Origin of the sequence: Bifidobacterium sp. SO1 (assembly GCF_018555335.1) — a bacterium.
GTDB lineage: Bacteria > Actinomycetota > Actinomycetes > Actinomycetales > Bifidobacteriaceae > Bifidobacterium > Bifidobacterium simiiventris.
This window is the reverse complement of the sequence record NZ_JAFEJR010000009.1, coordinates 61,638-83,812: the sequence shown is the minus strand read 5'-3', so window position 1 is coordinate 83,812 and position 22,175 is coordinate 61,638. Positions and strand designations below refer to the sequence as shown.

At 64.2% G+C, this 22,175-nt stretch carries 13 protein-coding genes; 5 read left to right on the top strand and 8 right to left on the bottom strand.

From position 1 onward, the window contains the following. Window positions 1-106: 106 nt before the first annotated feature. On the bottom strand, window positions 107-1,138 hold the full coding sequence (locus JS541_RS08655) for a LacI family DNA-binding transcriptional regulator (protein WP_214374065.1): 1,032 nt from the start codon (window positions 1,136-1,138) through the stop codon (window positions 107-109). Window positions 1,139-1,379: 241 nt separating this feature from the next. On the opposite strand from JS541_RS08655, the gene JS541_RS08650 reads away from it, so the two are divergent. Both JS541_RS08650 and JS541_RS08645 read left to right on the top strand, forming a co-directional pair. Next, complete coding sequence (locus JS541_RS08650; RefSeq protein ID WP_214374064.1) at window positions 1,380-2,636, top strand: extracellular solute-binding protein; 1,257 nt, start codon at window positions 1,380-1,382, stop codon at window positions 2,634-2,636. A gap of 560 nt (window positions 2,637-3,196) precedes the next feature. Continuing rightward, a complete protein-coding gene (locus JS541_RS08645) occupies window positions 3,197-4,453 on the top strand; it encodes an extracellular solute-binding protein (RefSeq protein WP_214374063.1) in 1,257 nt (418 codons plus the stop codon). 165 nt (window positions 4,454-4,618) lie between these two features. On the opposite strand, the gene JS541_RS08640 is transcribed toward JS541_RS08645, so the two are convergent. Further along, a complete protein-coding gene (locus tag JS541_RS08640; RefSeq protein ID WP_214374062.1) occupies window positions 4,619-5,998 on the bottom strand; it encodes an MFS transporter in 1,380 nt (459 codons plus the stop codon). A 47-nt stretch (window positions 5,999-6,045) separates the two neighbouring features. Then, complete coding sequence (locus tag JS541_RS08635; RefSeq protein WP_214374061.1) at window positions 6,046-7,386, bottom strand: extracellular solute-binding protein; 1,341 nt, start codon at window positions 7,384-7,386, stop codon at window positions 6,046-6,048. Window positions 7,387-7,721: 335 nt separating this feature from the next. Between JS541_RS08635 and JS541_RS08630 the strand changes: the two genes are divergently transcribed. The 3 genes from JS541_RS08630 to JS541_RS08620 all read left to right on the top strand — a co-directional run bounded on the left by JS541_RS08630 (window position 7,722) and on the right by JS541_RS08620 (window position 11,547). Beyond that, window positions 7,722-8,699, top strand: a complete 978-nt coding sequence (locus JS541_RS08630; protein WP_214374060.1) for a LysR family transcriptional regulator — start codon at window positions 7,722-7,724, stop codon at window positions 8,697-8,699. 240 nt (window positions 8,700-8,939) lie between these two features. Further along, complete coding sequence (locus JS541_RS08625; protein ID WP_214374059.1) at window positions 8,940-10,187, top strand: aminotransferase class I/II-fold pyridoxal phosphate-dependent enzyme; 1,248 nt, start codon at window positions 8,940-8,942, stop codon at window positions 10,185-10,187. A 379-nt stretch (window positions 10,188-10,566) separates the two neighbouring features. Beyond that, entirely contained in the window at window positions 10,567-11,547 is a 981-nt protein-coding gene (locus JS541_RS08620; RefSeq protein ID WP_214374058.1) for a uroporphyrinogen decarboxylase family protein, read from the top strand. A 120-nt stretch (window positions 11,548-11,667) separates the two neighbouring features. On the opposite strand, the gene JS541_RS08615 is transcribed toward JS541_RS08620, so the two are convergent. From JS541_RS08615 to JS541_RS08595, 5 genes are all read right to left on the bottom strand, one after another. Further along, on the bottom strand, window positions 11,668-12,699 hold the full coding sequence (locus JS541_RS08615) for a LacI family DNA-binding transcriptional regulator (protein WP_214374057.1): 1,032 nt from the start codon (window positions 12,697-12,699) through the stop codon (window positions 11,668-11,670). An 89-nt stretch (window positions 12,700-12,788) separates the two neighbouring features. Continuing rightward, window positions 12,789-14,390 (bottom strand): MFS transporter, encoded by a 1,602-nt coding sequence (locus tag JS541_RS08610; RefSeq protein WP_214374056.1) that lies wholly within the window; start codon window positions 14,388-14,390, stop codon window positions 12,789-12,791. Between the two features lie 350 nt (window positions 14,391-14,740). Beyond that, window positions 14,741-17,185, bottom strand: coding sequence for an alpha-L-arabinofuranosidase C-terminal domain-containing protein (locus JS541_RS08605; protein ID WP_214374055.1), 2,445 nt, complete (start codon window positions 17,183-17,185; stop codon window positions 14,741-14,743). A gap of 210 nt (window positions 17,186-17,395) precedes the next feature. Further along, on the bottom strand, window positions 17,396-19,780 hold the full coding sequence (locus JS541_RS08600; RefSeq protein WP_214374054.1) for a glycosyl hydrolase 115 family protein: 2,385 nt from the start codon (window positions 19,778-19,780) through the stop codon (window positions 17,396-17,398). Between the two features lie 19 nt (window positions 19,781-19,799). Further along, a complete protein-coding gene (locus JS541_RS08595) occupies window positions 19,800-22,121 on the bottom strand; it encodes a beta-galactosidase (RefSeq protein ID WP_214374053.1) in 2,322 nt (773 codons plus the stop codon). Between the last annotated feature and the right edge of the window lie 54 nt (window positions 22,122-22,175).

Below are 22,175 nucleotides of genomic sequence, written 5' to 3'. Positions count from 1 at the left end.
CTACGAAGCCCATCGATTTGGAACGATTATTTGAACCGTTTCAAACCGTGATGACTCAGTTATACACCACAAGTTTGAATCGTGTCAAACCGTGTCGCGGAGATTGTCATCGACGCGTGGATTCGCGCTGGACGAGATGGAAATCGGCGGTGAGGCGGCGGGGCGGGGCAGGATTGGACGGATCCTCGCAGATGCGGCCCATGAGCAGGTCGACGGCCTTGCGGGCCAAATCGTCCAGGTCAACGGCAATCGTCGTGAGCGACGGCACGAGATTCGCACCCGCGGCGATGCCGTCGAATCCAACCACAGCCACGTCGTCGGGCACGCGCACGCCGCAGTCGGCGAGCCCGCGGACGAATCCCATCGCGGTGGTGTCGGTCAGGCAGAACGCGCCGTCGAACCGCCTCCCGGAACGCACGAGATCGCGCGCACACTGCCGCGCATCGTCGGCGTTCCACCGCGTGTGCACAAACCGGGCGGCCACATCGGCGGTCATCATCCCGGCCTCTTCGAACGCGGCCAGACAGCCGCGCATGCGCCTCCCCTCCACGCCGGCGGCGGCGCGCGGGTCGCCCAACAGCCCATAGTCAGGGCCGACCACCACGATGTCGCGGCAGCCGACGTCGACCAGATGACGGATCGCGGCGGCCGCACCCTCCTCGCATGGCGTGTCGACCGAGTCGAACACGGGCGCGAGGGAACTGTCGTCGAGCAGCACCATCGGCTTGCCGTGCGAGAGTATCTTGAGCTCCTGATCGCCCACATTGCCCGGACTGAAGATCATGCCGTCGCACAGCTGGCTGGTCACGCGCTGCAGGATCGAAATCTCGCCTTCCTTGGAATTGGAGGTCTGCTGCACGATCGGCTGGCAGCCGCGACGGGAGATCTCGTTCGACATCGCGGCGCTCATCTCGGCCGGGTACGGGCGGTCGAGCTCATAGATCGCCACGCCGATCACGCCGTTGCGGCCCGATCGCAGCGATCTCGCGGACAGATTCGCGGTGTATCGCAGTTGGCTGGCCACGCGACGGACCTTGTTCGCGGTAGCCACGGCGATGCGCGGATCGCCACGCAGCGCATAGGAGGCCGTCGCCCGCGACACGCCGGCGGCCCTCGCCACATCATTGATGGTCACCACGTTCGGACTCCTTCTGATCGGCTGTGATTCCTAGGTTTTTCGACCGTTGGGAAACTAGGTTGAATCGTGTCACGTAAGTATCGTACCGCAGAATTTGACACGATTAAAATCGTAGCGTATAACGTTAAATGACAGCTTCGGAACACAGCCACAATCAACAACCAATCCGAAGCGACAGTCATCGCAGTAGATGGCAACAAAGAAGAGGCGATCGCGGACGATCGCAGTGAGGAGAACAGCAATGAAGCGCAACCAGTGGATCAGGACGGCGGTGGCCGCGTTTGCGGTCGGCGCGACGATCATCCCGATGGCGGCATGCGGGTCGACGAGCGGCGGCAACTCCGCGGACGGCAAGACCACGCTGACGATGTTCACGTGGGACAACGACGAAACCATGAAGCCGTACATCGAGGCGTTCGAAAAGAAATATCCCAACATCAAAGTCGATCAATCCAGCGCGCCGAACAACGGCGACAAGGACTCCATCCTGAACCAGCGATTCTCCGGCGGCCAGGCACCCGATGTGTTCTTCCTCGGCAGCGCGGCCTCCGACCAGAAGGTCAATGGCGGCCTCGTGCTCGACATTACTGACGAGCCGTTCGTCAAGAACCTCGGCGAGGCGAACAAGGAATACCTCGGCAAGGACGGCAAGGTGTACGGCGTGTCCGTCACCTCGTGGGAATCCGGCATCGTCTACAACAAGGATCTGCTCAAGAAGGTCGGCTATGACGGCATCCCCGAAACGTGGGACGAGTTCCTCGAGTTGTGCCAGAAGCTCAAGGACGCCGGCATCACGCCGTTCCTCGAGCACATCGACGAGTCGCCGCACCTCGTGGCGGCCTGCCTCGGCGGCCAGTACGCCAAGGAAGGCAACACCGAGGGCGATCTGAAGATCATCGACGGCACCACCACGTTCTCCAAGGAGTATCCGAACTGCCTCAACCAGTGGATGGAACTGTACAACCGCGATCTCGAGACGCGCGATTCGGTCGGCGTCAGCGGCGAGCAGATCGTACAGCAGTTCAACGCCGGCGAACTGGCGATGTTCATCACCGGCGCATGGGACTTCAAGAACCTGAACGCGGGCGGCCAGAACTGGGCCATGGGCCTCGTGCCGACGTTCGAGGGCGGCGAGGCCAACTACGGCGCGGGTTCGCCATCGCTGGGCTACGCGATCTACTCCAAGACCAAGCACATGGACGCGGCCAAGAAGTGGCTTGAGTTCATCACGTCCAAGGAGGCGCTCGACATCACGGCCAAGTCCGGCAGCATCGTGACGGTCAAGGGCTACAAGCAGGAGGTCGACCCCGGCTACACCGACGTGTATGAGAAGGGCCTGATGGAGAGCAAGTACTACCTGCCGGTGACCCACTGGGGCGCGAAGAACAACGCGATCAACACCGAGTGGACGGCGCAGTTCCAGCTGCTCGTGCAGGGTTCGGTCACTCCGGAGGAGGCCGCGAAGAACATGGACGCCAAGCTCGCCTCGCTGAGCTGAGCGACGATCCGAACTGAATCGACCTAGGGGGGCACTCCCCGCGATCACGCATCTAAGGCGGTGTTTCGGTCACCAATGACCGAAACACCGCCTTTTTGCGATGAGGAGTCGCTCCCAAGGGCATGGCCGCGAAGCCGTCGAATTACCGCTACCCCAAAGCGCCCAACCCGTTCTCCGTCATTTCGAACGAGGCGAAGCCGAGTCGAGAAATCTTCCCGAACCATCGGCCGCAGGACCCCGCGACCTCACCTCGTCCGCATCGGCAGAGATACGTCCACGCGACACGCCGACGCGACAGTCCGGCATCATCATCACCGCAATCATCGTTTCCGTTGATTTTCCAAGTCTTTCCGCATGAGACATGCGTTTCGTTTATCGTCACACATCCATCCCGCCACGACGCTGTCCGCCGGCAGGAATTTGACTCGATTCAATCCGCGGGTATATAACTGTACCAACGCAGTTGAAACGGTTCAAATAATCGTTTCAAACTACGGATATCGCAGTGGATATAGTAGCTGAGAATGCGGTCGCGGCAGATCGCAGTGAGGAGAACGAAAATGAAGCGCAACACCTTCGTCAAGACGGCGGTGGCGGCAGTCGCGGCGGTGGCCACGATCGCGCCGATGGCGGCATGCGGTTCCGGCAACAGCGGCACTTCGGCGGACGGCAAGACCACGCTGACCATGTTCACGTGGGACAACGACGAGGCCATGAAACCGTACATCGAGGCGTTCGAGAAGAAATACCCGAACATCAAGGTCGACCAGTCCAGCGCCCCCAACAACGGCGACAAGGACTCCATCCTCAACCAACGCTTCTCCGGCGGCCAGGCCCCGGACGTGTTCACGCTCGGCAACGCTCGCCATGACCAGAAGGTCAAGAGCGGACTGGTGATGGACGTGACCAACGAGCCGTTCATGAAGAACGTGGCACAGGCCAACAAGGACTACCTGGCCGCCAACGGCAAGATCTACGGCGTGTCCGTCACCTCGTGGGAGTCCGGCATCGTCTACAACGAGGACCTGCTCAAGAAGGTGGGCGCGACCGGCATCCCGTCCACATGGGACGAGTTCCTCGAGCTGTGCAAGAAGCTCAAGGCGGCCGGCATCACCCCGTTCCTCGAACACATCGACGAGACCCCGCACCTCGTGGCGGCCTGCGTCGGCGGCCAGTACGCCAAGAAAGGCAACCAGGACGGCGACGAAAAGATCATCGACGGTACCACCACGTTCTCAGCCGAGTACACCGACTGCCTGAAGCAGTGGTACAAGCTGTACGACGAGGACATCGAATCCCGTGATTCGGTCGGCGTCAGCGGCGACCAGATCGTGCAGCAGTTCAACGCAGGCGAGCTCGCGATGTTCATCACCGGCGCATGGGACTTCACCAAGCTCAACGAGGGCGGCCAGCACTGGAAGATGGGTCTGGTGCCGACGTTCGAGGGCGGCGAGGCCAACTACGGCGCGGGTTCCCCGTCCCCCGGCTATGCGATCTACTCCAAGACGAAGCACGCCGACGCCGCGAAGAAGTGGCTCGAGTTCATGGTCTCCAAGGAGGCGCTGGATCTGCAGGCCAAGGCCGGCAACATCGTCACCGTGCAGGGCTACAAGCAGGACGTCGACCCGGGCTACACCGACGTATACAAGAACGGCCTGCTGACCAGCAAGTACTACCTGCCGGTCAACCACTGGGGACTCAAGGGCAACGCGATCAACACCGAGTGGACGGCGCAGTTCCAGCTCCTCGTGCAGGGCAGCCAGACGCCGGCACAGACCGCCAAGAACATGGACGACAAGCTCAAGTCCCTGTCCTGATCTGACCTCCCTACCTTTCCTTCCTTCCTCCTGGTAAGCGGTGGGTCGGCTCCTTCGGGAACCGACCCACCGCTTTTTGCGTTTAGACTTCCGATACACGCGACGCGAACTCCGCGACACCTCGTCAGCGCAGTGGGACGGCAACACTATGCCGCCCCACGCAAATCACACCGCAGGGTCGGGAATATGGTGGCGGCGGATATAGCCGATGGCGAGCGCGGCGACGACGGCGTTGACGCACAGGCAACCGGCAAGAAACCACAGCATCGCGTGCAAATGGCCGTGCATGAGGGTGGGCGTGAGCAGACCGAACACGGCGATGATCATCTGCACGCCGAACGTGGTCACGCCCATACCGAGTGCGCGGAACCGTGCCGGGAACAGCTCCTGGCACCAGATCTTGTACACCGGACTGCCGTGCAGCATGTTGACCGCGCAGTACAGGAAGTAGCAGACGGTAAAGATCTGCCATTGGCCGCCGGCCAGCGCGACGGCGACCAACGAGATCATGCCGACCGCCAGTCCGCAGTAGATCATGACGTACCGGTGACGGCTGTCGATGAACCGACGGTAGACGAAGATGATCATGAGCATGCCGATGATGTTCGCGAAGAACGCGGCGCCGGTCGCGAAGGCGTTTGACTGACCGCCGACCGACACGAGGAAGTAGTTGAGGAAGCCTCCCCACGTGTTCGCCGGCAGCTGCCAGCACAGGAAGAATCCCCAGGTGATGAGCAGCGACGGAAGCAGTTGCTGCCGGCGCATACGCGCGTTTGCACCGTTCTCGGCGACGTTTGCAGCCGCGCGTGCGGCATCGTCGTCATCACCGGCACGCACGGCCTCCGCGTGCAGCCGCCGCGTTTCGGCCTCCAGCAACGAGTCCTCGAGCCGGTGGTAGCGCACGCTGAACATGCGGATCCCCCACACCGCGAAACACAGCACTACGTTGAACACGAACACGATCGTCACGTCGGCGGCACCGGTCACGGTCGCGGCGAACGCGAGTCCTTCCGCGGCGATCAGGCCAAACAGGCCGGCCATGTCGGAGATCGCGATCACATGGCCGCGCCGGGCAAGCGGCACACGTTCGGCGATCACCGCGAGCACGACCGGGGTGTCGAAGCTGCCGGCCAGTCCGCCAACCATGAGGCCGACCGCGAGCGTGTACTGGTTCGGCGCGAACAGTACGACGAGGTTGCCGATCGCGACGAACAGGATCGCCAGATGATGCACGCGCAGGTTGCCGAACCGGGCGGCGAGGATGCCGCCGAACAGCGCGCCGGCCGCGCCCGCGAGCAGCATGAGCGTGGGCAGCAGTCCGGTGACGAAGTTGCTCAAACCGTACGCGGTCTGCCAGTTGGGCAGGGCGATGCTGGAGCCGACGCCGAACGCGCTGGATGCGAACAGCGAGGCCGAGGCGATCACGCCGAGGATCAGGCAGCGGCGATCGTCGTAGGCGACCTGCGCACTGCCGGACCGCACATCGGACCGTGACGAATCCAGCGTCGGACGGTCCGCATCCGTCGCAGCCACACTTCCCCGCATGTCAGCCGCGCTCCCCCGAGTAACCGTCTCGGGCCTCGTTGCGCGGCTCACTTGAGCGTCGCCAGTTTCTTATCGAGGTTTTCGGCGGTCTGCTGCGGGTTCTGCCGGCCCTGCACCAGCAGCTGGATCTGCGCGACGACCTCGGGGCTCAGGCCGGAGCTGTAGGTGTTCCAGTGCATGATCGGCAGGTAGTAGCGGCTCTTGACGAGGCCGTTCTCGTAAACCTTCTTGTAGTGCTCGTCGACATCCTGCTTAAAGCCCTGCACGGTGACGGCGTTGCCGGCCGCGGCCTGGATCTTGAGCGCGTCGTCGCTAACCATGAACTCGAGCCACTTCTTGGCGGCATCGAGCTTCTTGCCGGTGAGCTTGGAGTAGATCGCGTAGCCGTTGCTGGCCGCGCCCGCACCGTAGCGGGCCTCGGCGTCGTTGAACGTCGGCACGAGATCCATGTCCCAGTTGACGCCGGAGTCGTTGAGGGTCTTGATATCCCACGGGCCGGTGATGTACATGGCGAGCTGGCCGCCGACGAACTGCTGCACGACCTCGTCGGAGCTGACGCCGACCGCGGAACGGTCCTCGATGTTCTCGCTGTACAGGCGGTTCCACTGGGTCAGGCAGTCGGTGTATTCCTTGGCGAACGTGGACTTGCCTTCCACGGTGATGATCTCGTCGCCGATCGAGTTGCCTTTCTTGGCGTACTGGCCGCCGAGGCATGCGGCGAGCAGGTGCGGCGTCTCGTCGAGGTGCTCGAGGAACGGCGTGATGCCGGCGGCCTTGAGCTTCTTGCACAGGTCGAGGAATTCGTCCCATGTTTCGGGGATGCCGGTCGCGCCCACCTTGGCGAGCAGATCCTTGTTGTAGACGATGCCGGACTCCCACGAGGTCATGGACACGCCGTAGACCTTGCCGTCCTTGCTCATCCAGTCGCGGTTCGCGTCGCTCATCTTCTTGACGAACGGCTCGTTGGTCACGTCGAGCGCGTAGCCGTTGCGCACGGTGCGCGTGGTTTTCGCGCCGCCCATGTAGAACACGTCGGGGGCCTGGTTGCCGGAGATGCGCGCGGCAAGCGTGGAGTCCTTGTCGGCGTTGTTCGGCGCGCTGGACTGGTCGACAGTGATGTCGGGGTATGCTTTCTCGAACGCGGCGATATACGGCTCCATCGTCTTGTCGTTGTCCCACGAGAACAGCGTGAGCGTGGTCTTGCCACCGTTTGACCCGGCCGAGGTCGATCCGCAGGCGGCCATCGGGACGAGCATGGCGAGCACGGCGGCGGATGCGACGGCGACCTTGATCGCGCGAGTGCGGCGACGGAGGCCGTGTGCGGACGCCGGGTTGCCCGTTGCCGGGATGACCGGAACGATACTGTTGGGGGTTTCCTTGTGGTTCATGATGCTCTCCTTGGGTTGTGTTCGCGCGAGCGCGCGCAGACTGCCGCAGCCCCGTCGCCACGCCAATCCGATCTCCCGTACACTGCGTCAAACGAAATTGACTCGATTAACTACGGTTTGTTTGACGTTATACCTCACGTAATTCAATCGTGTCAAATCGTTCGTCCATGCCGGCATCGCCGCTATGATCGGGATATCAGGACTGATCCGCCCCGCGTCACGGCACCATCCGCAGCCGCCTCGGTCACGCCGGATCGCCGCAATCATGCGCCCTCGCGAACGACTGACGCACACCGCACGGACGGTCACGGCCACGCATCCATAAGGAGACGAATATGAGCACCGCACCCAGCGCAACCGCCGACGATCGGCGTGTCGAGTGTCCATCATTCGACCCGAACCTGCTGGTCACCATGTGGCACATCGAAACGCAAGGATCACTGTCGGCCGCCGCACGCGCACTCGGCTGGTCGCAGCCGGCCATCAGCCAACAGGTACGCAAGCTCGAACGCGACTGCGGCTGTGCGCTGCTCGAACGGGAAGGACGCGGCGTCAAGCTCACCGCAGCCGGCATGATCCTCGCCAAACACGGCGAACTCATCGCATTGCGGCTCGCGCAGGCCGGCAAGGAATTCGACGAATACCGACGCCGCGCCGACACCACGCTGCGATTGCTCGCGCCGCCGTCGATCTGCTCGACCATCGTCTCGAAGGCGCTCGCCAAGCTCAGCGTCGACTCGCCGATCGACGTGAGCCTCGCGCAGGCCGAACCGCCCGAGGCGATTGAGGCCGTCACGCAGGGCACGGCCGACTGCGCGATGATCTTCCGCTACGACAGCATCCCGCAGTATCTCGTCATCAACGACGACGAGCTGGCGTTCGACGACCTCGGCGATGATCCGCTGCTGCTGCTCATGAAAAGCTCGTTCGCGTCGGCCAAGCGGTTCCGCGAACATGGCACGCCGGTCAGGTTGCGCACGTTCGCACCATGCAACTGGATCGCCGGCTGCCCGTTCTGCCAGACGAACCTGCTGAGCATGGCCGCGCGCGAGGATTTCAAGCCGAACATCACGTATTGCGTGGACGATTACGCGACCACGCAGAACCTCGTCGCGATTGGTGAGAACGTATCCATCGTCTCCAGGCTTGCCTCGATGGCGCCGTTGCCGGCGAACCTCACGCTGTGCCCGATCGACGACCCATACGCGCGGCGCAGCGTCGGCATCATCACGCGACGAGGCGATGCGCGACCGGCCGTACGCACGCTGTGCGACGAGCTGCGGTGGGCCGCAGGGCCGCTGCTTGAGCACTGAGCAGCTTGCGCGCCTCATCGAACGAGACAAGCCAAACCGGAAACCCTCTGAGGCGTTGGCGGGAAGAGATTTCTCCGCTCGGCTATCGCCTCGGTCGAAATGACAGGAAACAAGACGATTGGACAATCAGACGATCGCCACGCACGACTGCCCGACCCATTCGTTTGCTTATAGGTTGTCTAAGCAACATGCGGACGATCCCGGTGTCGCCCGTGGTCGCGGCGCGCCACAGTAGAAGTCATGGATTACATCAAGGACATCATCGGATTCGACGCACAGGCCATCGATCAGAAAACCGCCGACGAACTCGCGCGCGGCGGCAGCGATAAGTGGTCGCGCTACCCCGGCTGCGTGGGCGCGTTCATCGCGGAAATGGACTTCGGTCTGGCGCCGTGCATCCAGCGGGCCATCGACCAGGCCGTCAGCGAGTGCGCGCTCGGCTATATCCCCTCACCGTGGAAGCGGCAGGTCGCCAAGGCGTGCGCCGACTGGCAGCGCAACCGCTACCGGTGGAACGTGGATGCCGCGCAGGTGCGTGTGGTGCCCGACGTGGTCGAGGCGTTCGAGATCTTCCTGCGCGAGATCGTCGGCCACGGCGGCAGCGTGATCGTGCCGACGCCGGCGTACATGCCGTTCCTGAGCCTGCCGCGGCTGTACGACGTGGACTGCATCGAGATTCCGATGCTGCGCGACGACGCGGCCGAAGACTGGAAGTTCGACTTCGCGGCGATCGAGGACGCGTTCCGCGCCGGCTGCCATGCGTTCGTGCTGTGCAACCCGCACAATCCGATCGGCAAGGTCTGCACGACCGACGAGATGCTGCGGATCTCCGAACTGGCGGAACGCTACGACGTGCGCGTCTTCTCCGACGAGATCCACGCGCCGTTCGTGTTCGACGGCTACCGTCATGTGCCGTTCGCGGCGATCGACGAGACGACCGCGCGGCAGGCGTTCACGGCGACCTCCGCGTCGAAGTCGTTCAACATCCCGGGTACGAAGTGCGCGCAGGTGATTCTGACGAATCCCGACGACGTGGCGATGTGGGACGCGCGCTGCGAGTGGTCGGAGCACCAGACCGCCACGATCGGCGCGATCGCGTCCACGGCCGCCTACGAGGAGGGCGGACTGTGGTTCGACGAGGTGCTCAAGTACGTCAAGCGCAACGCGGCGCTGGTCGACGAGCGGATGCACGGGCAGTTCCCGGGCGTGGGGTATGTGCGGCCGCAGGGCACGTACATCGCGTGGCTCGATTTCAACGGTTTGGGGATCGCCGATCCGGCTCGATACTTCCTCGAGAAGGCCGGCGTGGCGCTAACCGACGGCCGCGAGTGCGGGGCTGCGGGCGCGGGATGCGTGCGCATGAACTTCGCGATGCCGTACCCGCTGCTCGAACGGTGTCTGGATCAGATGGCGGCGGCATTGCAAGCCGACGGGCTGCTGCCGGCGACCGGTTCGCTGAGCCGCGCCGATCTGCGCGACGCCGCGTAAGACGGTGACGTTCGGCCGGCCGTTCAACTATCCGGAATGGGTATGTACCGGCCGACCGGAAACGGGTAGGATGATGCATATGGGTCTTTTAATCGATTCAAACAATGATGGGGGCACTGTGGCAAACGTTCGCGATTTACGTGGCGGCGATTCCGCGGCTTGATCGGTCGCTGGCGTGAGCGCTAGTGCCGCATCAATCAGCACACGCGTCATGTCATTTCGAGTGAGGCGAAGCCGAACCGAGAAATCTTCCAGGGCCGTCAGCGGGAAGAGATTTCTCCGCTCGCTGCGCTCGGTCGAAATGACTAGAAAGACCACGCCAGCCGAAATGACCAGGAAAAATACTGCACATCAACCCAACCACCCCAAAGGAGCAATCATGGATAAACGCACGCGCATGCTGCACGCGATGAACAACCAGCCGGTCGACCACGTGCCGGTCGGCTTCTGGTTCCACTTCGCCGGCGACGAAGCCACGGGCGAGGCGAACATCGCGGCGCATCTCAAGTACTATCGCGACACCGATCTCGACTTCGTGAAGATCATGTGCGACGGCTACTTCCCGTATCCGATCGACGCGAACACGATCGCGCACGACGACTGGTCGGCGATCCGCCCGCTCGCGCCGGACGACCCGTACATCATCGATCAGGTCGAACGCGCCAAGCGCATCGTCGAGGCGATCGGCAAGGAACGCTGCGTGTTCTACAACGTGTTCTGCCCGCTGTCCGCATTGCGGTTCGCGTACGAGGTCGCCGGCAAGACGTACGACGACGTGACCGACGCGCTCAAGGCCACGCCGGAACCGGTGATGGCCGCGCTCGACCGGATCGCGGTCACGCAGGCCGAACTGTGCCGCCGCCTGATCGAGGAGGCCGGATGCGACGGCGTGTACTACTGCGTGCAGGGCGGCGAGGCGACGCGTTTCAGCGTCGAGCAGTACCGCCGGCTCGTCACGCCGAGCGACCTGTATGTGCTCGAGCATGCGAACCGGTATTCCGAGAACAACATCATGCACATGTGCGGCTGGGCGGGCGCGCCGAACCAGCTCGCGATCTGGCAGGACTACCCGGTGAAGACCGTGAACTGGGCGGTGTTCGTGGAGGGGCTGAGCCTGGACGACGGGCGCGCGTTCTTCGGCGGCCGCTCGTGCATGGGCGGGTTCGAGACGCATTGGGATGGCAAGATCCAGCGCGGACTGATCTACACCGGCAGCAAGGACGAGCTGCAGCAGTACACGCGCGACCTGATCCTCGACCACGGCAAGCGCGGACTGATTCTGGGCGGCGACTGCACGATCGACGCGAACATCGACTGGGATCACATCCGCTGGGTCGTCGAAGCCGCCCGCAGCCTGTGACGGTGACTTACCTGTCATTTCGAGCGAGGCGAAACCGAGTCGAGAAATCTTCCAGAAGGCATTGACTGAAAGAGATTTCTCCACTCGCTTCGCTCGGTCGAAATGACAAAAAACGGACCGTTAGCGGCGGGTGGATTCGCGCACGACCAGATCGAAATCGGCGGTGAGACGCTGCGGTTCGCGCGGATCACCGTCGCCTTCGATCTGGTCGAGAAGCAGGCCGACGGCCTTGTGCGCCAGATCGTCCAGATCGGTGCGCACGGTGGTCAGCGACGGAATCGAATACTCGCTTTCCGAGATGCCGTCGAAGCCGGCCACCGCGATGTCGTCCGGCACGCGCACGCCGCGGTCGGCCAGTCCGCGCAGGAAGCCGAGCGCGACCGTATCGGTCATGCAGAACACGCCGTCGACCTGACGATCGTGATCCGCATCGACCAACTGATGCGCGGCCTCGCGCGCGCAATCCGACGTCCACGTTTCGATGTCGAGGAAGTTGTTCGGCCCGGTCTCGATGCCGGCCTGTTCGAACGCGCGCAGACAGCCGAGCACGCGCCGGCCGCGCACGGTCGTGGCCATGCGGTCCTCCACGAGCAGCTCATAGGGCGAGCCGACCACGACGATATGCTTGCAGCCGACTTCGATCAGATGGCTCACGGCAGCCTGGGCTCCCGCCTCGCAGGCCGTGGCGACCGAATCGAACACCGGGTCGGGCGACAGGTCGTCGAGCAGCACCATCGGCTTGCCGTGCGACATGGCCCGCAGTTCCTCGTCGGCGACCTTGGCCGGGCTGAAGATCATGCCGTCGCACAGTTGGCTCGTGACCTTCTGCAGGATCGCGATCTCGTCGTCCTTTTCGCTGGATGTCTGCTGGACGATGGCCTGATAGCCGCGACTCGCGATCTCGCGCGACATGGCGGCGCTCATTTCGGACGGATACGGACGGTCGAGTTCGAAGATCGCCACGCCGATGATGCCGGTGCGGCCGGAACGCAGCGAGCGGGCCGATAGGTTCGCGTTGTAGTGCAGGCTGGCGGCCACTTCGCGGATTTTCTTCGCGGTGGATTCGGTGATGCGCGGGTCGCCGCGCAACGCGTACGACACCGTAGCGCGTGACACGCCGGCTGCTTTGGCGACATCGCTCATCGTGACCATGATCTCGTCCTTTGCTCACATCGGTAGGATTCTGCGTTCCACTGTACGCCACGACCTGTTCAATCGTGTCAATCCTTCCGCGTGGCGACTCACCAGCACTGCTCGTAGGGCAGTCCGGTGAGGGACTCGACGGTGCGGCGGGTTTCGGGATCGACGTCGGTCTTGCCGCCACCGTTGCGCAGCCGGTCGATCTCGCGCAGCACGATCGCATCGGTGCGTTTGTCGATGATCAGATGCGCGGAGACGATCCAGCAGATCATCATCGCGGCTGCGAATCCGCCGAGTAGCACCGCGCCCAAGCCGATGCGCGCGGGCAGCGACTGCGACGCCCGGGTCGCGTCGAAGCCGACCGCGGACAGGATCACGCCGACCGCGATCGTGCCGATGCCGGAACACACCTGCCGCAGCGACGCCTGCAGTCCGGCGAACGTGGCCGAACGGTAGCGCCGCGTGACCAGCTGGTCGATGTCGGCGATGTACGGGAACACGGCCCACGGCAGATAGCCGCACAGCGCCTTGAACGCGAAGAACCACAACGATCCGGCCACGGCGAACACCGTCCATGCGGAACCGGCCAATACGCCCGAATCGGCCATCATCCACGCGACGAACAGCCAGATCACGCCGAGAGCGCACCCGGCGTAGTTGATCGCGTACATGCGCCGCGGCCCGAGTTTGGCCATGCCGAGGCCGAACAGCGGCATAAGCGGCAGGGAGATCGCCGTGCAACCGAGCAGGAGCGAGGCGAACGCGGCGGTGCGGTTCCAGTCATAGACGACGAAGAACACGAAGGTCTGGCCGAACACGTCCATCGACATCTGCACGAGCAGGTAGATCGTCAGATGCTTGCGGAATTCGACCACGCGCAGGGTGCTCGCGTACTCGCGCAGCACCTTGCCGGCGCGCCTGAGCCAGCCGGCGACCCCGATGTGGCCCTCACGGATCTCGCCACGCTCATACGCGCCAAAACCGGCCTGTTCCGGGGTCATCTCCCATGTGGCGCGCCAACTGGCGAACACGGCGAGCGCGAACAGGATGGTGGTGGCGATGATGAACGCCATGTAACCGGCCGGACTGGACTCGCCCGCGATGGCGATGGCCGCGCCTCCGGCGAGCGGGATGACGGTGGCCGAGCCGGTGGAGATGAACATGCGGACGGTGGAGAGCTTGGTGCGGCCGTTGAAGTCGGGAGTCATTTCGCCGGGCAGCGGATTGTAGGCGGTCTGGAAGAGCTGCGCGAGCACGACCCACAGGACGTATGCGGCGATGTAGACGCCGAGCGGCTGGCCGGGGATCCACAGGAAGACGCCGAACAGGATGAGTGGCGCGGTAATGAGCAGGAGCAGACGGCGACGGCCGAAACGGCGGCCGATCGGGTAACGATAAAGATTGTCGTCGGCGACGCCGAAGCAGAGTGCGGCGACGGCGCTGACGAACGCGCTCAGACCGATGATGGTCTGCGATTGCGCGATGGACATGCCGCAGAAGCGCGTCCAGAACAGGGACAGATAGGTGGCGATGAGCGTGAGTTGACCGCCGCCGTAGAAGTCGCCGATGCCGAAGCCGATGGCGTCGCGCAGGGTGATTTTGCGCGGGCCGGGCGTGGAGACGGCGGCGCGCAGGGCAGCGCTGGAAGGAGTGGAGGCGACTTCGCGATCAGCTGGATGGTCAGTGTTCCGATCTGTCACCATGTGCTCCTTGCGTTATTGGCGTCGTGCCGATCGTACCGTCACGATGTTACGTTTCCGACTCCCCTTGCCGACAGACCGAGACACACCGATTCATGTCATTTCGACAGGAACGCAACGTCTGTTTCTTGTGTCATTCCGACCGAGTGAAGCGTCGCCCTGTGTCATTTCGAGCGGAGCGAAGCGGAGTCGAGAAATCTTACTGAGGTGTTGTTCTCCATAAGATTTCTCCGCTCGCTTCGCTCGGTCGAAATGACGGGGGATGTGCTTCGCTCGGTCGAAATGACGGGGGATGTGCTTCGCTCGGTCGAAATGACATGGGATGCACTTCGCTCGCAATGACAGGGAATCGACTACTTGATGGCCAAGGTGGTGAAGGACCAGGCGGGGGCGGCGTAGGTGCCGGCGACGAGGTTCACCTCGTGGGCGGTCGGCTGCGGCGATTCGCTGCCGACCGGCTCCTGCCCGGCGTACGGGTCATCGCCGGCGAGCACGGTCGCGGTCACGGTCGCACGCGACTCGGCCGGAACGCCCAGCTCGTCGAGCACCTGCGTCAGGTCGACGTCCACCGCATCGGGCAGCGCGTTGACGATGCGCACATAGTCCACGCCGGCGGTCGAATCGCGCGACACCGTCACCGTGCGGCGCGGCTCGTCGGCGACCTCACGGCCTTCGGCGACCAACTGGTCGTCGATGTACAGCTTCATCGACTCGCCGCGATCGGCCACGTCGATGCGCACATGCCACACCGTGCCCGGCCGCACCGCATCCATCGACGTCTCCGTGCCGCCGATGTTGTAGCCGCTGCCGTCGCGCACGACCTGCAGCGCGAAGCCGCGGCCGAGCGAGACGCGGTTGCGGTTCTTGCCGTCGAGATCGCCGGACGTGATCTGCACGCCCCACATGCCGGTGTAGTACGTGACGGTCGCGCGGATCGTGTACGCGTCGGCCGCAAGATCGACCGGCAGCGTCATGCCGCTGCCGCGGTATTCGACGTCCGGCAGGTCGACGCGCTGGCCGTCCGCCGTCTCGATCGAGAAGTCGCTAAAGTCGGCGTGCGCGCCGCCGCCGAGCGCGAGGCCGATCTTGTTCGGCAGCTCGCGGCGGAACGTGGTCGGGCCGCTGACCGCGACCGGCCATGCGGTGTCGGCCGTGGTGGTCGCGTACATCCGCTGCACCCAGTAGCTGTACGGCAGATAGGTGCGTTCGTTGTCAAAGTAGATGAGGTCGGGGTTCCAGCTGCCGTGGCCGTGCTTGCAGAACAGCGGTGCATACGATGCCATGTGCACCACGTCGCCGTTCAGTTCCATGCGGCTCATGAACGCGGCTTCCGACAGGCCGTTGATCAGGCCCGTGCCCCACGAGCCGTATTCGCCGAGGTAGACCTTCGGACCCTTGCGATCGGTATCATCGTAGTGGTCGAGGTTGTGGAACCACCAGCTCGGCGCCTGATACGAGTGCTCGTCGACGATCGGGATGCCGGCCTCGCGCGCGTACGCCCAGCCCTCCTCATAGTCCTTGCCCTCCGGCGAGGGACCGACGGTGCCAACGACGGTGATTTCGGGATACTCGCGCTTGACCGCGTCGAAGATCTGCTGGAAGCGGTTCTTGAACACATCGTCGATGAGGTCCTCGTTGCCGATGCCGAGATATTCGAGGCCAAACGGCTCCGGGTGGCCCATTTCGGCGCGCATGGCAGCCCACTCGTTGGTGGCCGGGTCGGCGTTGCAGAAGTCGATGAGGCCGAGCACCTCGTCGATGTAGGCGGGCATATCCTCCTGCGCGACCGGAACCGGGCCCTGGCTCGTGTTCTGGCAGCTCACGCCGGCCGGCAGCACGGGCAGCGGCTTGGCGCCGATGGTCTCGCACAGGCGGAAGTACTCGTAGAAGCCGATGCGGAACGACTGGTGGTAGCCCCACACGTTGAAGTTGTGCGGGCGGTGCTCCACGTCGCCGATGGTGGTGTTCCAGCGGTACATGTTGCTCATGCCGAGGCCGTGCGTGATGCAGCCGCCCGGGAAGCGCATGAAGCGCGGATGCAGGTCGGCGAGCGCCTTGACAAGGTCCGGACGGAAGTGCTCGAGGCCCTGATAGGTGGTCTGCGGCTCGCAGGAGACGAAGTCGATGTCGATGGTGCCGGGCTGGTCGAAGGCGATGCGCAGCGTGCCCTGCGTGGCGACGATGGGGTGGTCTTCATTCTCGGCTCCCTCGGCTGAGGGAGCTGGCACAGCCGTAGGCTGTGACTGAGGGAGCGTACACCCCTCGCCTTCCTGAGCCGGAATAGTCAAAGATGCCTGAAGCCACGACCAGTCGCCGCACGCGTAGGATTCGGGGGCGACGAGGTTCGCTTCGGCAAGCGTCTCACCGTGATCGCCGCGCAAAGTCACGGTCAGCGGCAGTTCCTTGCCGTGGACGCGCGTCCAGACGGAGAAGTGGTAGGTTTCGCCGGCGCGGAACACCATGCCGTCGAAGCCGAGGTTCTCGAGCGCGGGCGAGCCGCCGTCGACCGAACCGATCTCGGCGGTCGCGTAGTGCGGGTTCTCGATCGCGACCGGGGCCTTCTCCCCCACTGCGAACGCGGCGAACGAACCGGCCGGCACGATCTTGCGCCATGCGGTGTAGTTGCTCCAGTCCTGGCTGTCCGCGCGGTTGTATTCGAACGCGCCGTTCTGCACGAGCTCGCTGTTCAGGCCGCCGTCGCCCGAATAGCTGATGTCCTCGAAGAAGATGCCCCACAGGTCGGTGCTGATCTTGCGCACCCCGGCCTTGTCGAGCGTCGCGACGAGCTTGTCGGTCATGTCAAACCCCTTACGTTTCGTCGGTCGGCGGCGACACACAGCATGACATCGCCGTCCACTTGTCGGTCATATATGTACCGTTACATATATTACCGATCGAAACACAATCCACAACCGCGCAATCAGCTCGGTGAGTCCCGCACTATCGCAACGTTTTTCACGCTTTCCACACGATCATCGATCACCGATATTTTTCCGTACCGATACAGATCACCGCTGCCACGCGCGCTTCATGGCCTGGAAGATCTCGTCGTCGGACTCGTGGTTCTCCATGTTGAGCACGACGATCACGTCACGCCACTGCTCGGAGTAGCAGAACTCATGCTTCCAGCCGACGTAGTGCGGGCCGTCGCCGCGGTTGCGCAGGTAGGACATGAGCGTGGCGCACACCTGCCCGGAGAACTTCACGTCCGCAAGGCAGTCGTTCGCCCAGAAGCCCTGCCAGACGCCGTGTTCGCGGGCGCGCATCGCCGCGTCGCCGGCCTGGAAGCGTTCTCGGGCGAGTCCGGCGTGGTAGAACGCGTGCTTGAAGTCGCCGGCGAGCGCCTGTTCGAGCGCGTCGCAGACGAGCAGGGTGCCGGCAACGCATTCGCGGTAGACGGTCGATTGCAGGCCGATCGTGTCGCGGATGAGTCGGGCGGCGCGGGTGCCGGTGGATTGCCGCAACGTCGGGTCTGCGCAATCGGCAGCCGACGTATGCAGACCATCCGACGCTGCGTCACCGCACGTACAGGCCGTCGCAATCTCCGCATCCTCCGCGTCGAGCGCTGCTCGTTCGCAGTCGCGCACAAGCCGTTCGTACCGCGGCAGGGCGTTGGCGCACAGCCGCTTGACCCATGCGATCTGCGCGACGAAGTCCCCACGTACCAGCCACTTGAGATCGTCTTCCTCGTCGCGACTTCCGGACAGATAGTGCGTGATCATCATGCGCGGAATGTACGTGTACAGCTGCTCGCCGCACTTCTGGTCCCACTCGCCGCCGAAGCTCGCGGCCGCATCCCAGTATGCGCGGAACAGTTTGGCCACGGCCGGCGCGAATGCCTCGCCGTAGTAGCGGCGGCAGTAGTTAAGCAGGAACGCGTCGACCTGCGCATGCGGATCGGCCGGTTGCTTTGTGTCATGTCGAGCGGAGCGCAGCGCAGTCGAGACATCTTGTGAGGGAGCGGCGGGGGAAGAGATTTCTCCGCTCGGCTTCGCCTCGGTCGAAATGACAGGAAATGACGGCTGTGTTGCAGCCGACACGACAGGCACGGACGACTCGGCAGAGGCCGGCTGCGATGCGAGCGAACCGTCGCGCCACAGGCGGGCGATGAGGTCGAGCGTGAAGGCGTGCGGCTTGACGTTCGAGCAGTTGACGACCCACAGCGAGTCGCCGCCGTTCGCGATCACGGTTTCGAGTTCGCGCGTGATGTCGTCGGCCGACTCGGGCATCTGGGTGATGTGGTTGGCGGCCTGCAGGTCGAAGAACGACGCGTGATAGTAAATGCCGTTTTCGCCGGGATCGGGGGCGTCGGGCATGGCCGGCTCGCGCGGGTCCCAGTTGCCGTTGCGGCGCACCATCATGCGGCCGTAACCGTTGTCGGACCAGATCTTGATCACGTCGTCGGGGAAGTGCAGCAGTCCCTTGCGGTACAGTTCGAGCGATTCGGAATACAGATACGTGCTCACCGGCGCGTTCGGATCGGCGGCGCGGACGAGATCGTATTCGGCTTTGATCGCTTCGGACAGCACGCGGCCGCGTTCCTCGTCGGTCGTGTACCGCGGGTCGTCGGTCCAGAACGGGCCGTCGCAGCTGCCGCGGAAGCCGAGCGTCCACACGACCTTCGGATCGCCGCGCTTGGCCGCCCCGTCGGCCGTTGCAGCGCCGCAACGCTGCGCGATCGCCTCGCGCCACAGCGCCTCGTATTTGTCGCGATCCTCCGGCCAGCGCGGCTTGAGACCGGGGTAGGCTTCGGAGAACAGGCGCGAGCCGAGCGGCGTGGCGTGGTGCTGGTTGACGTACAGGCCCATGCGGTGCGCGAGATCCCAGTGCGGGGCCATGTTCTGGCCGGAGCCGGGGATGACGAGGTTGCCGCCGCAGCGCAGGAGCGTCGAGAAGATCATGCGCCACGTCAGTTCGTTGTCGTTGCGGATGTTCCACGCGACGATGAGCACCTCGTCGTTGACGAACCAGCCGCGGTAGCGCACGGCGGCGGGATGCGAGTCGAGCCGCGCGGCATCGGGCAGTTCGAGCGAGCGGCGCGGCGCCGGGCGTTGGTCGTTCCAGAACCAGAAGTCCTCGAAGCCGAGCCATTCGCGGCTGATCGCGTACAGGCCGTAGATGCAGCCGAGATCGTCCGCACCGGCAACAATCACCGCGTTCGCGGACGGGTCGACGGTCACGCGATACTGCTCCTCAGCCAGCGTGCGGTCGTAACGCACGCTGATCGTCGCGCCGTCTGTGTCGTCCGCGTCGTCCGTACTGCCATCTCCCGCAAACGCGACACCCAGGTCATGCGTCAGATCTTCGATCGCATACGCGACCGGCTCCGGTACAGTCTCGTCTTCCGCATCATTCCAACGGACTGCGGAACGTCCGTTCAGCACCACCGGCATAGTGGCACGCTCCTTTTCCTTATTTCGATTCGATGACGAGCACCGCGAACGGAGGCAGGACGCGGTGGCCGGGGGTGACGGTCGTGTCGGTCAGCAGATCGCGGCCGGCGAGCGCGGCCGGCAGGTCGACGGCAACGGGTGCATTCACGGGATTGAGCACGAACGTGAACGTGGTACCGTCGGCCGCGATGCGACGCGTGACTTCGAGATCAACCGTGCGCAGATCGGATCGCACCGTGGCATCCTGCGCGATCGCGGACCGTTCAACAGTGCCGACCAGCGGCGCATCGGTGAGACCCGTGATGCCGGTGCCGGCGAGCAGCGCGTCCACGAATCGCGGCATGGCCGCATCGTCCGGGAACGTGGCCGCATAGAACACACCGCCATTGCCCGTACTCGGGCGGAACGTGAAGGCGGGCGTACCAACATAGTATTCGCTGCCATAGGTGGCGAGTACCGCTGTGCCTTCATCGGCCTCAAGCACGTCGAACAGCACGCGGCCGTGAGGGGCCGCTGCGTCGTTCGCACTATCTGCAATGACGGAAGAATCCTCAGTATAGTCCGCGGGCGTGGCCAGATCCGTATCATCCGCGAACCGCAGCGGCACCACGTGCTCGCTCGGGTCGAGCGCGTCCGTCTCCTCGACCCACACGCCGGTCAAATCGCGCAGCGGCACCGGGATCTCGCCCTGGTACAGGCTGTCGTGCTCGTCGGTCAGGGCGCTCAGCGCGGTCAGCAGCAGTCGTCCGCCGCCGGCCACGAATCCGCGCAACCGCTCGACCAGATCCGCGCGCATCATGTACAGGCACGGCGCGAGCACGAGATCGTACGCATCGTACGAATCGTACGGTCCGACGATGTCGACCTGGATGTTGCGGCGGTGCAGTTCGCGATACCAACGCTGCACTTCGGCCACGTAATCCATCGAGATCGTCGGGCCGGCGGACATGCCGATCGCCCAGCGCGACTGCCAGTCGAAGACCAGCGCGACCTTCGCCGGCGCGACGCGACTGCCGAGGATACGGCCGGAGACTCGCCCCAGCTCGGCTCCCAGCTCGGCGCATTCGCGGAACGCGCGTGTGCGGTCGGTGCCGTCGGAACTGATGAGCGCGCCGTGGAACTTCTCACAGCCGGACCGGTTCTGCCGCAACTGGAAGAACTGCACGGTGTCGGCGCCGTGCGCGACGGCCTGCCAGCTCAGCTCGCGCATCTGGCCGGGGCGCTTCTGCGTGTTGTACGCCATCCAGTTCTGCCGGCTCGGGGTCTGCTCCATGAGCATGAACGGCTTACCGCCGCCCACGCCGCGCATGAGCTCGTGGCAGAACGCGACGTTCGCGGGGTCGGTGTCGGGGCGCGGGTAGGAGTCCCACGAGACGACATCCACGCCGCCGGCGGTCGGTGCTGTCGGCGCGGGCGCGGCAGTCGCATCGTCGGACGCAACAGCCGCGTCACCGACCGTCCCGTCCGCCGGATTCGCGCCCGCCCGCCAGCGGAAGTAGTCGTACGTCGGGTATGTTCCCATCATGTTCGTCGTGACCGGATTGACCGGGTCGAACTCGCGGATCGCGGCCTTCTCCTCGTTGTACGACTCGAGCACGCACTCGCCGTAGAAACGCTGGTAGTCGAGCGAAAACCCGCCGAGGATCGCCTTGCCGCCCCAGCTGGTCGTGTCGCCGAGCTCGTTCGGCGGGAAGATTTCGTCGAAGCTGTGATAGGTGTGGCTCCAGAACGCCGAGTTCCACGCCTCGTTCACGGCCTCGATCGTGCCGTAGCGTGCGCGCAGCCATTCGCGGAACTTGACCGCGCACGTGTCGCACCAGCACATGCCGCCGTACTCGTTGCCGACGTGCCACGCGACGAGGTTGGGCAGTCGCCCGTAGCGTTCGGCGAGTTTGCCGGCGAGCGCCGCGGAGTACTTGCGGAAGGTCGGACTGTTGATGCATGCGTTGTGGCGTTCGCGGTGGCGCATCTTGCGGCCGCGCTCGTCGACGCGGTTGACGTCGGGGTGGCGCAGGCTCATCCACGCCGGTAGCGCGCCGGTGGACGTGGCCATGACGATCGACATGCCGGCGTCGGAGACGGTGCGCACGATGCGGTCGAGTTTGCTGAAGTCGTATTCGTCTTCGCTGGGCTGCAGCTGCGCCCACGAGAAGACGTTGAGGGTGACCTCGTTGATGCCGGCTTCCTTGAACAGCCGCATGTCGTCGTGCCAGACGGATTCGGGCCATTGCTCGGGGTTGTAGTCGCCGCCGTAGAGCATGCTGCCGCGGGAGGCGAGACGCTCGGCGAACGTCGGCTGGGTTGATGCGGCCGATGATTGGGTTGATGATGTTCCGGTCATGATTGAAAACTCCCTTGTTATGTCTGTCGTCTACGTCACCGCAGTACATCATTG

Coding starts and splice junctions, on each gene's coding strand:
- JS541_RS08650 (WP_214374064.1), top strand. CDS start 1,380: ATGAAGCGCAACCAGTGGATCAGGACGGCGGTGGCCGCGTTTGCGGTC.
- JS541_RS08635 (WP_214374061.1), bottom strand. CDS start 7,386: ATGAACCACAAGGAAACCCCCAACAGTATCGTTCCGGTCATCCCGGCA.
- JS541_RS08615 (WP_214374057.1), bottom strand. CDS start 12,699: ATGGTCACGATGAGCGATGTCGCCAAAGCAGCCGGCGTGTCACGCGCT.
- JS541_RS08625 (WP_214374059.1), top strand. CDS start 8,940: ATGGATTACATCAAGGACATCATCGGATTCGACGCACAGGCCATCGAT.
- JS541_RS08600 (WP_214374054.1), bottom strand. CDS start 19,780: ATGCCGGTGGTGCTGAACGGACGTTCCGCAGTCCGTTGGAATGATGCG.
- JS541_RS08630 (WP_214374060.1), top strand. CDS start 7,722: ATGAGCACCGCACCCAGCGCAACCGCCGACGATCGGCGTGTCGAGTGT.
- JS541_RS08605 (WP_214374055.1), bottom strand. CDS start 17,185: ATGACCGACAAGCTCGTCGCGACGCTCGACAAGGCCGGGGTGCGCAAG.
- JS541_RS08595 (WP_214374053.1), bottom strand. CDS start 22,121: ATGACCGGAACATCATCAACCCAATCATCGGCCGCATCAACCCAGCCG.
- JS541_RS08640 (WP_214374062.1), bottom strand. CDS start 5,998: ATGCGGGGAAGTGTGGCTGCGACGGATGCGGACCGTCCGACGCTGGAT.
- JS541_RS08645 (WP_214374063.1), top strand. CDS start 3,197: ATGAAGCGCAACACCTTCGTCAAGACGGCGGTGGCGGCAGTCGCGGCG.
- JS541_RS08610 (WP_214374056.1), bottom strand. CDS start 14,390: ATGGTGACAGATCGGAACACTGACCATCCAGCTGATCGCGAAGTCGCC.
- JS541_RS08620 (WP_214374058.1), top strand. CDS start 10,567: ATGGATAAACGCACGCGCATGCTGCACGCGATGAACAACCAGCCGGTC.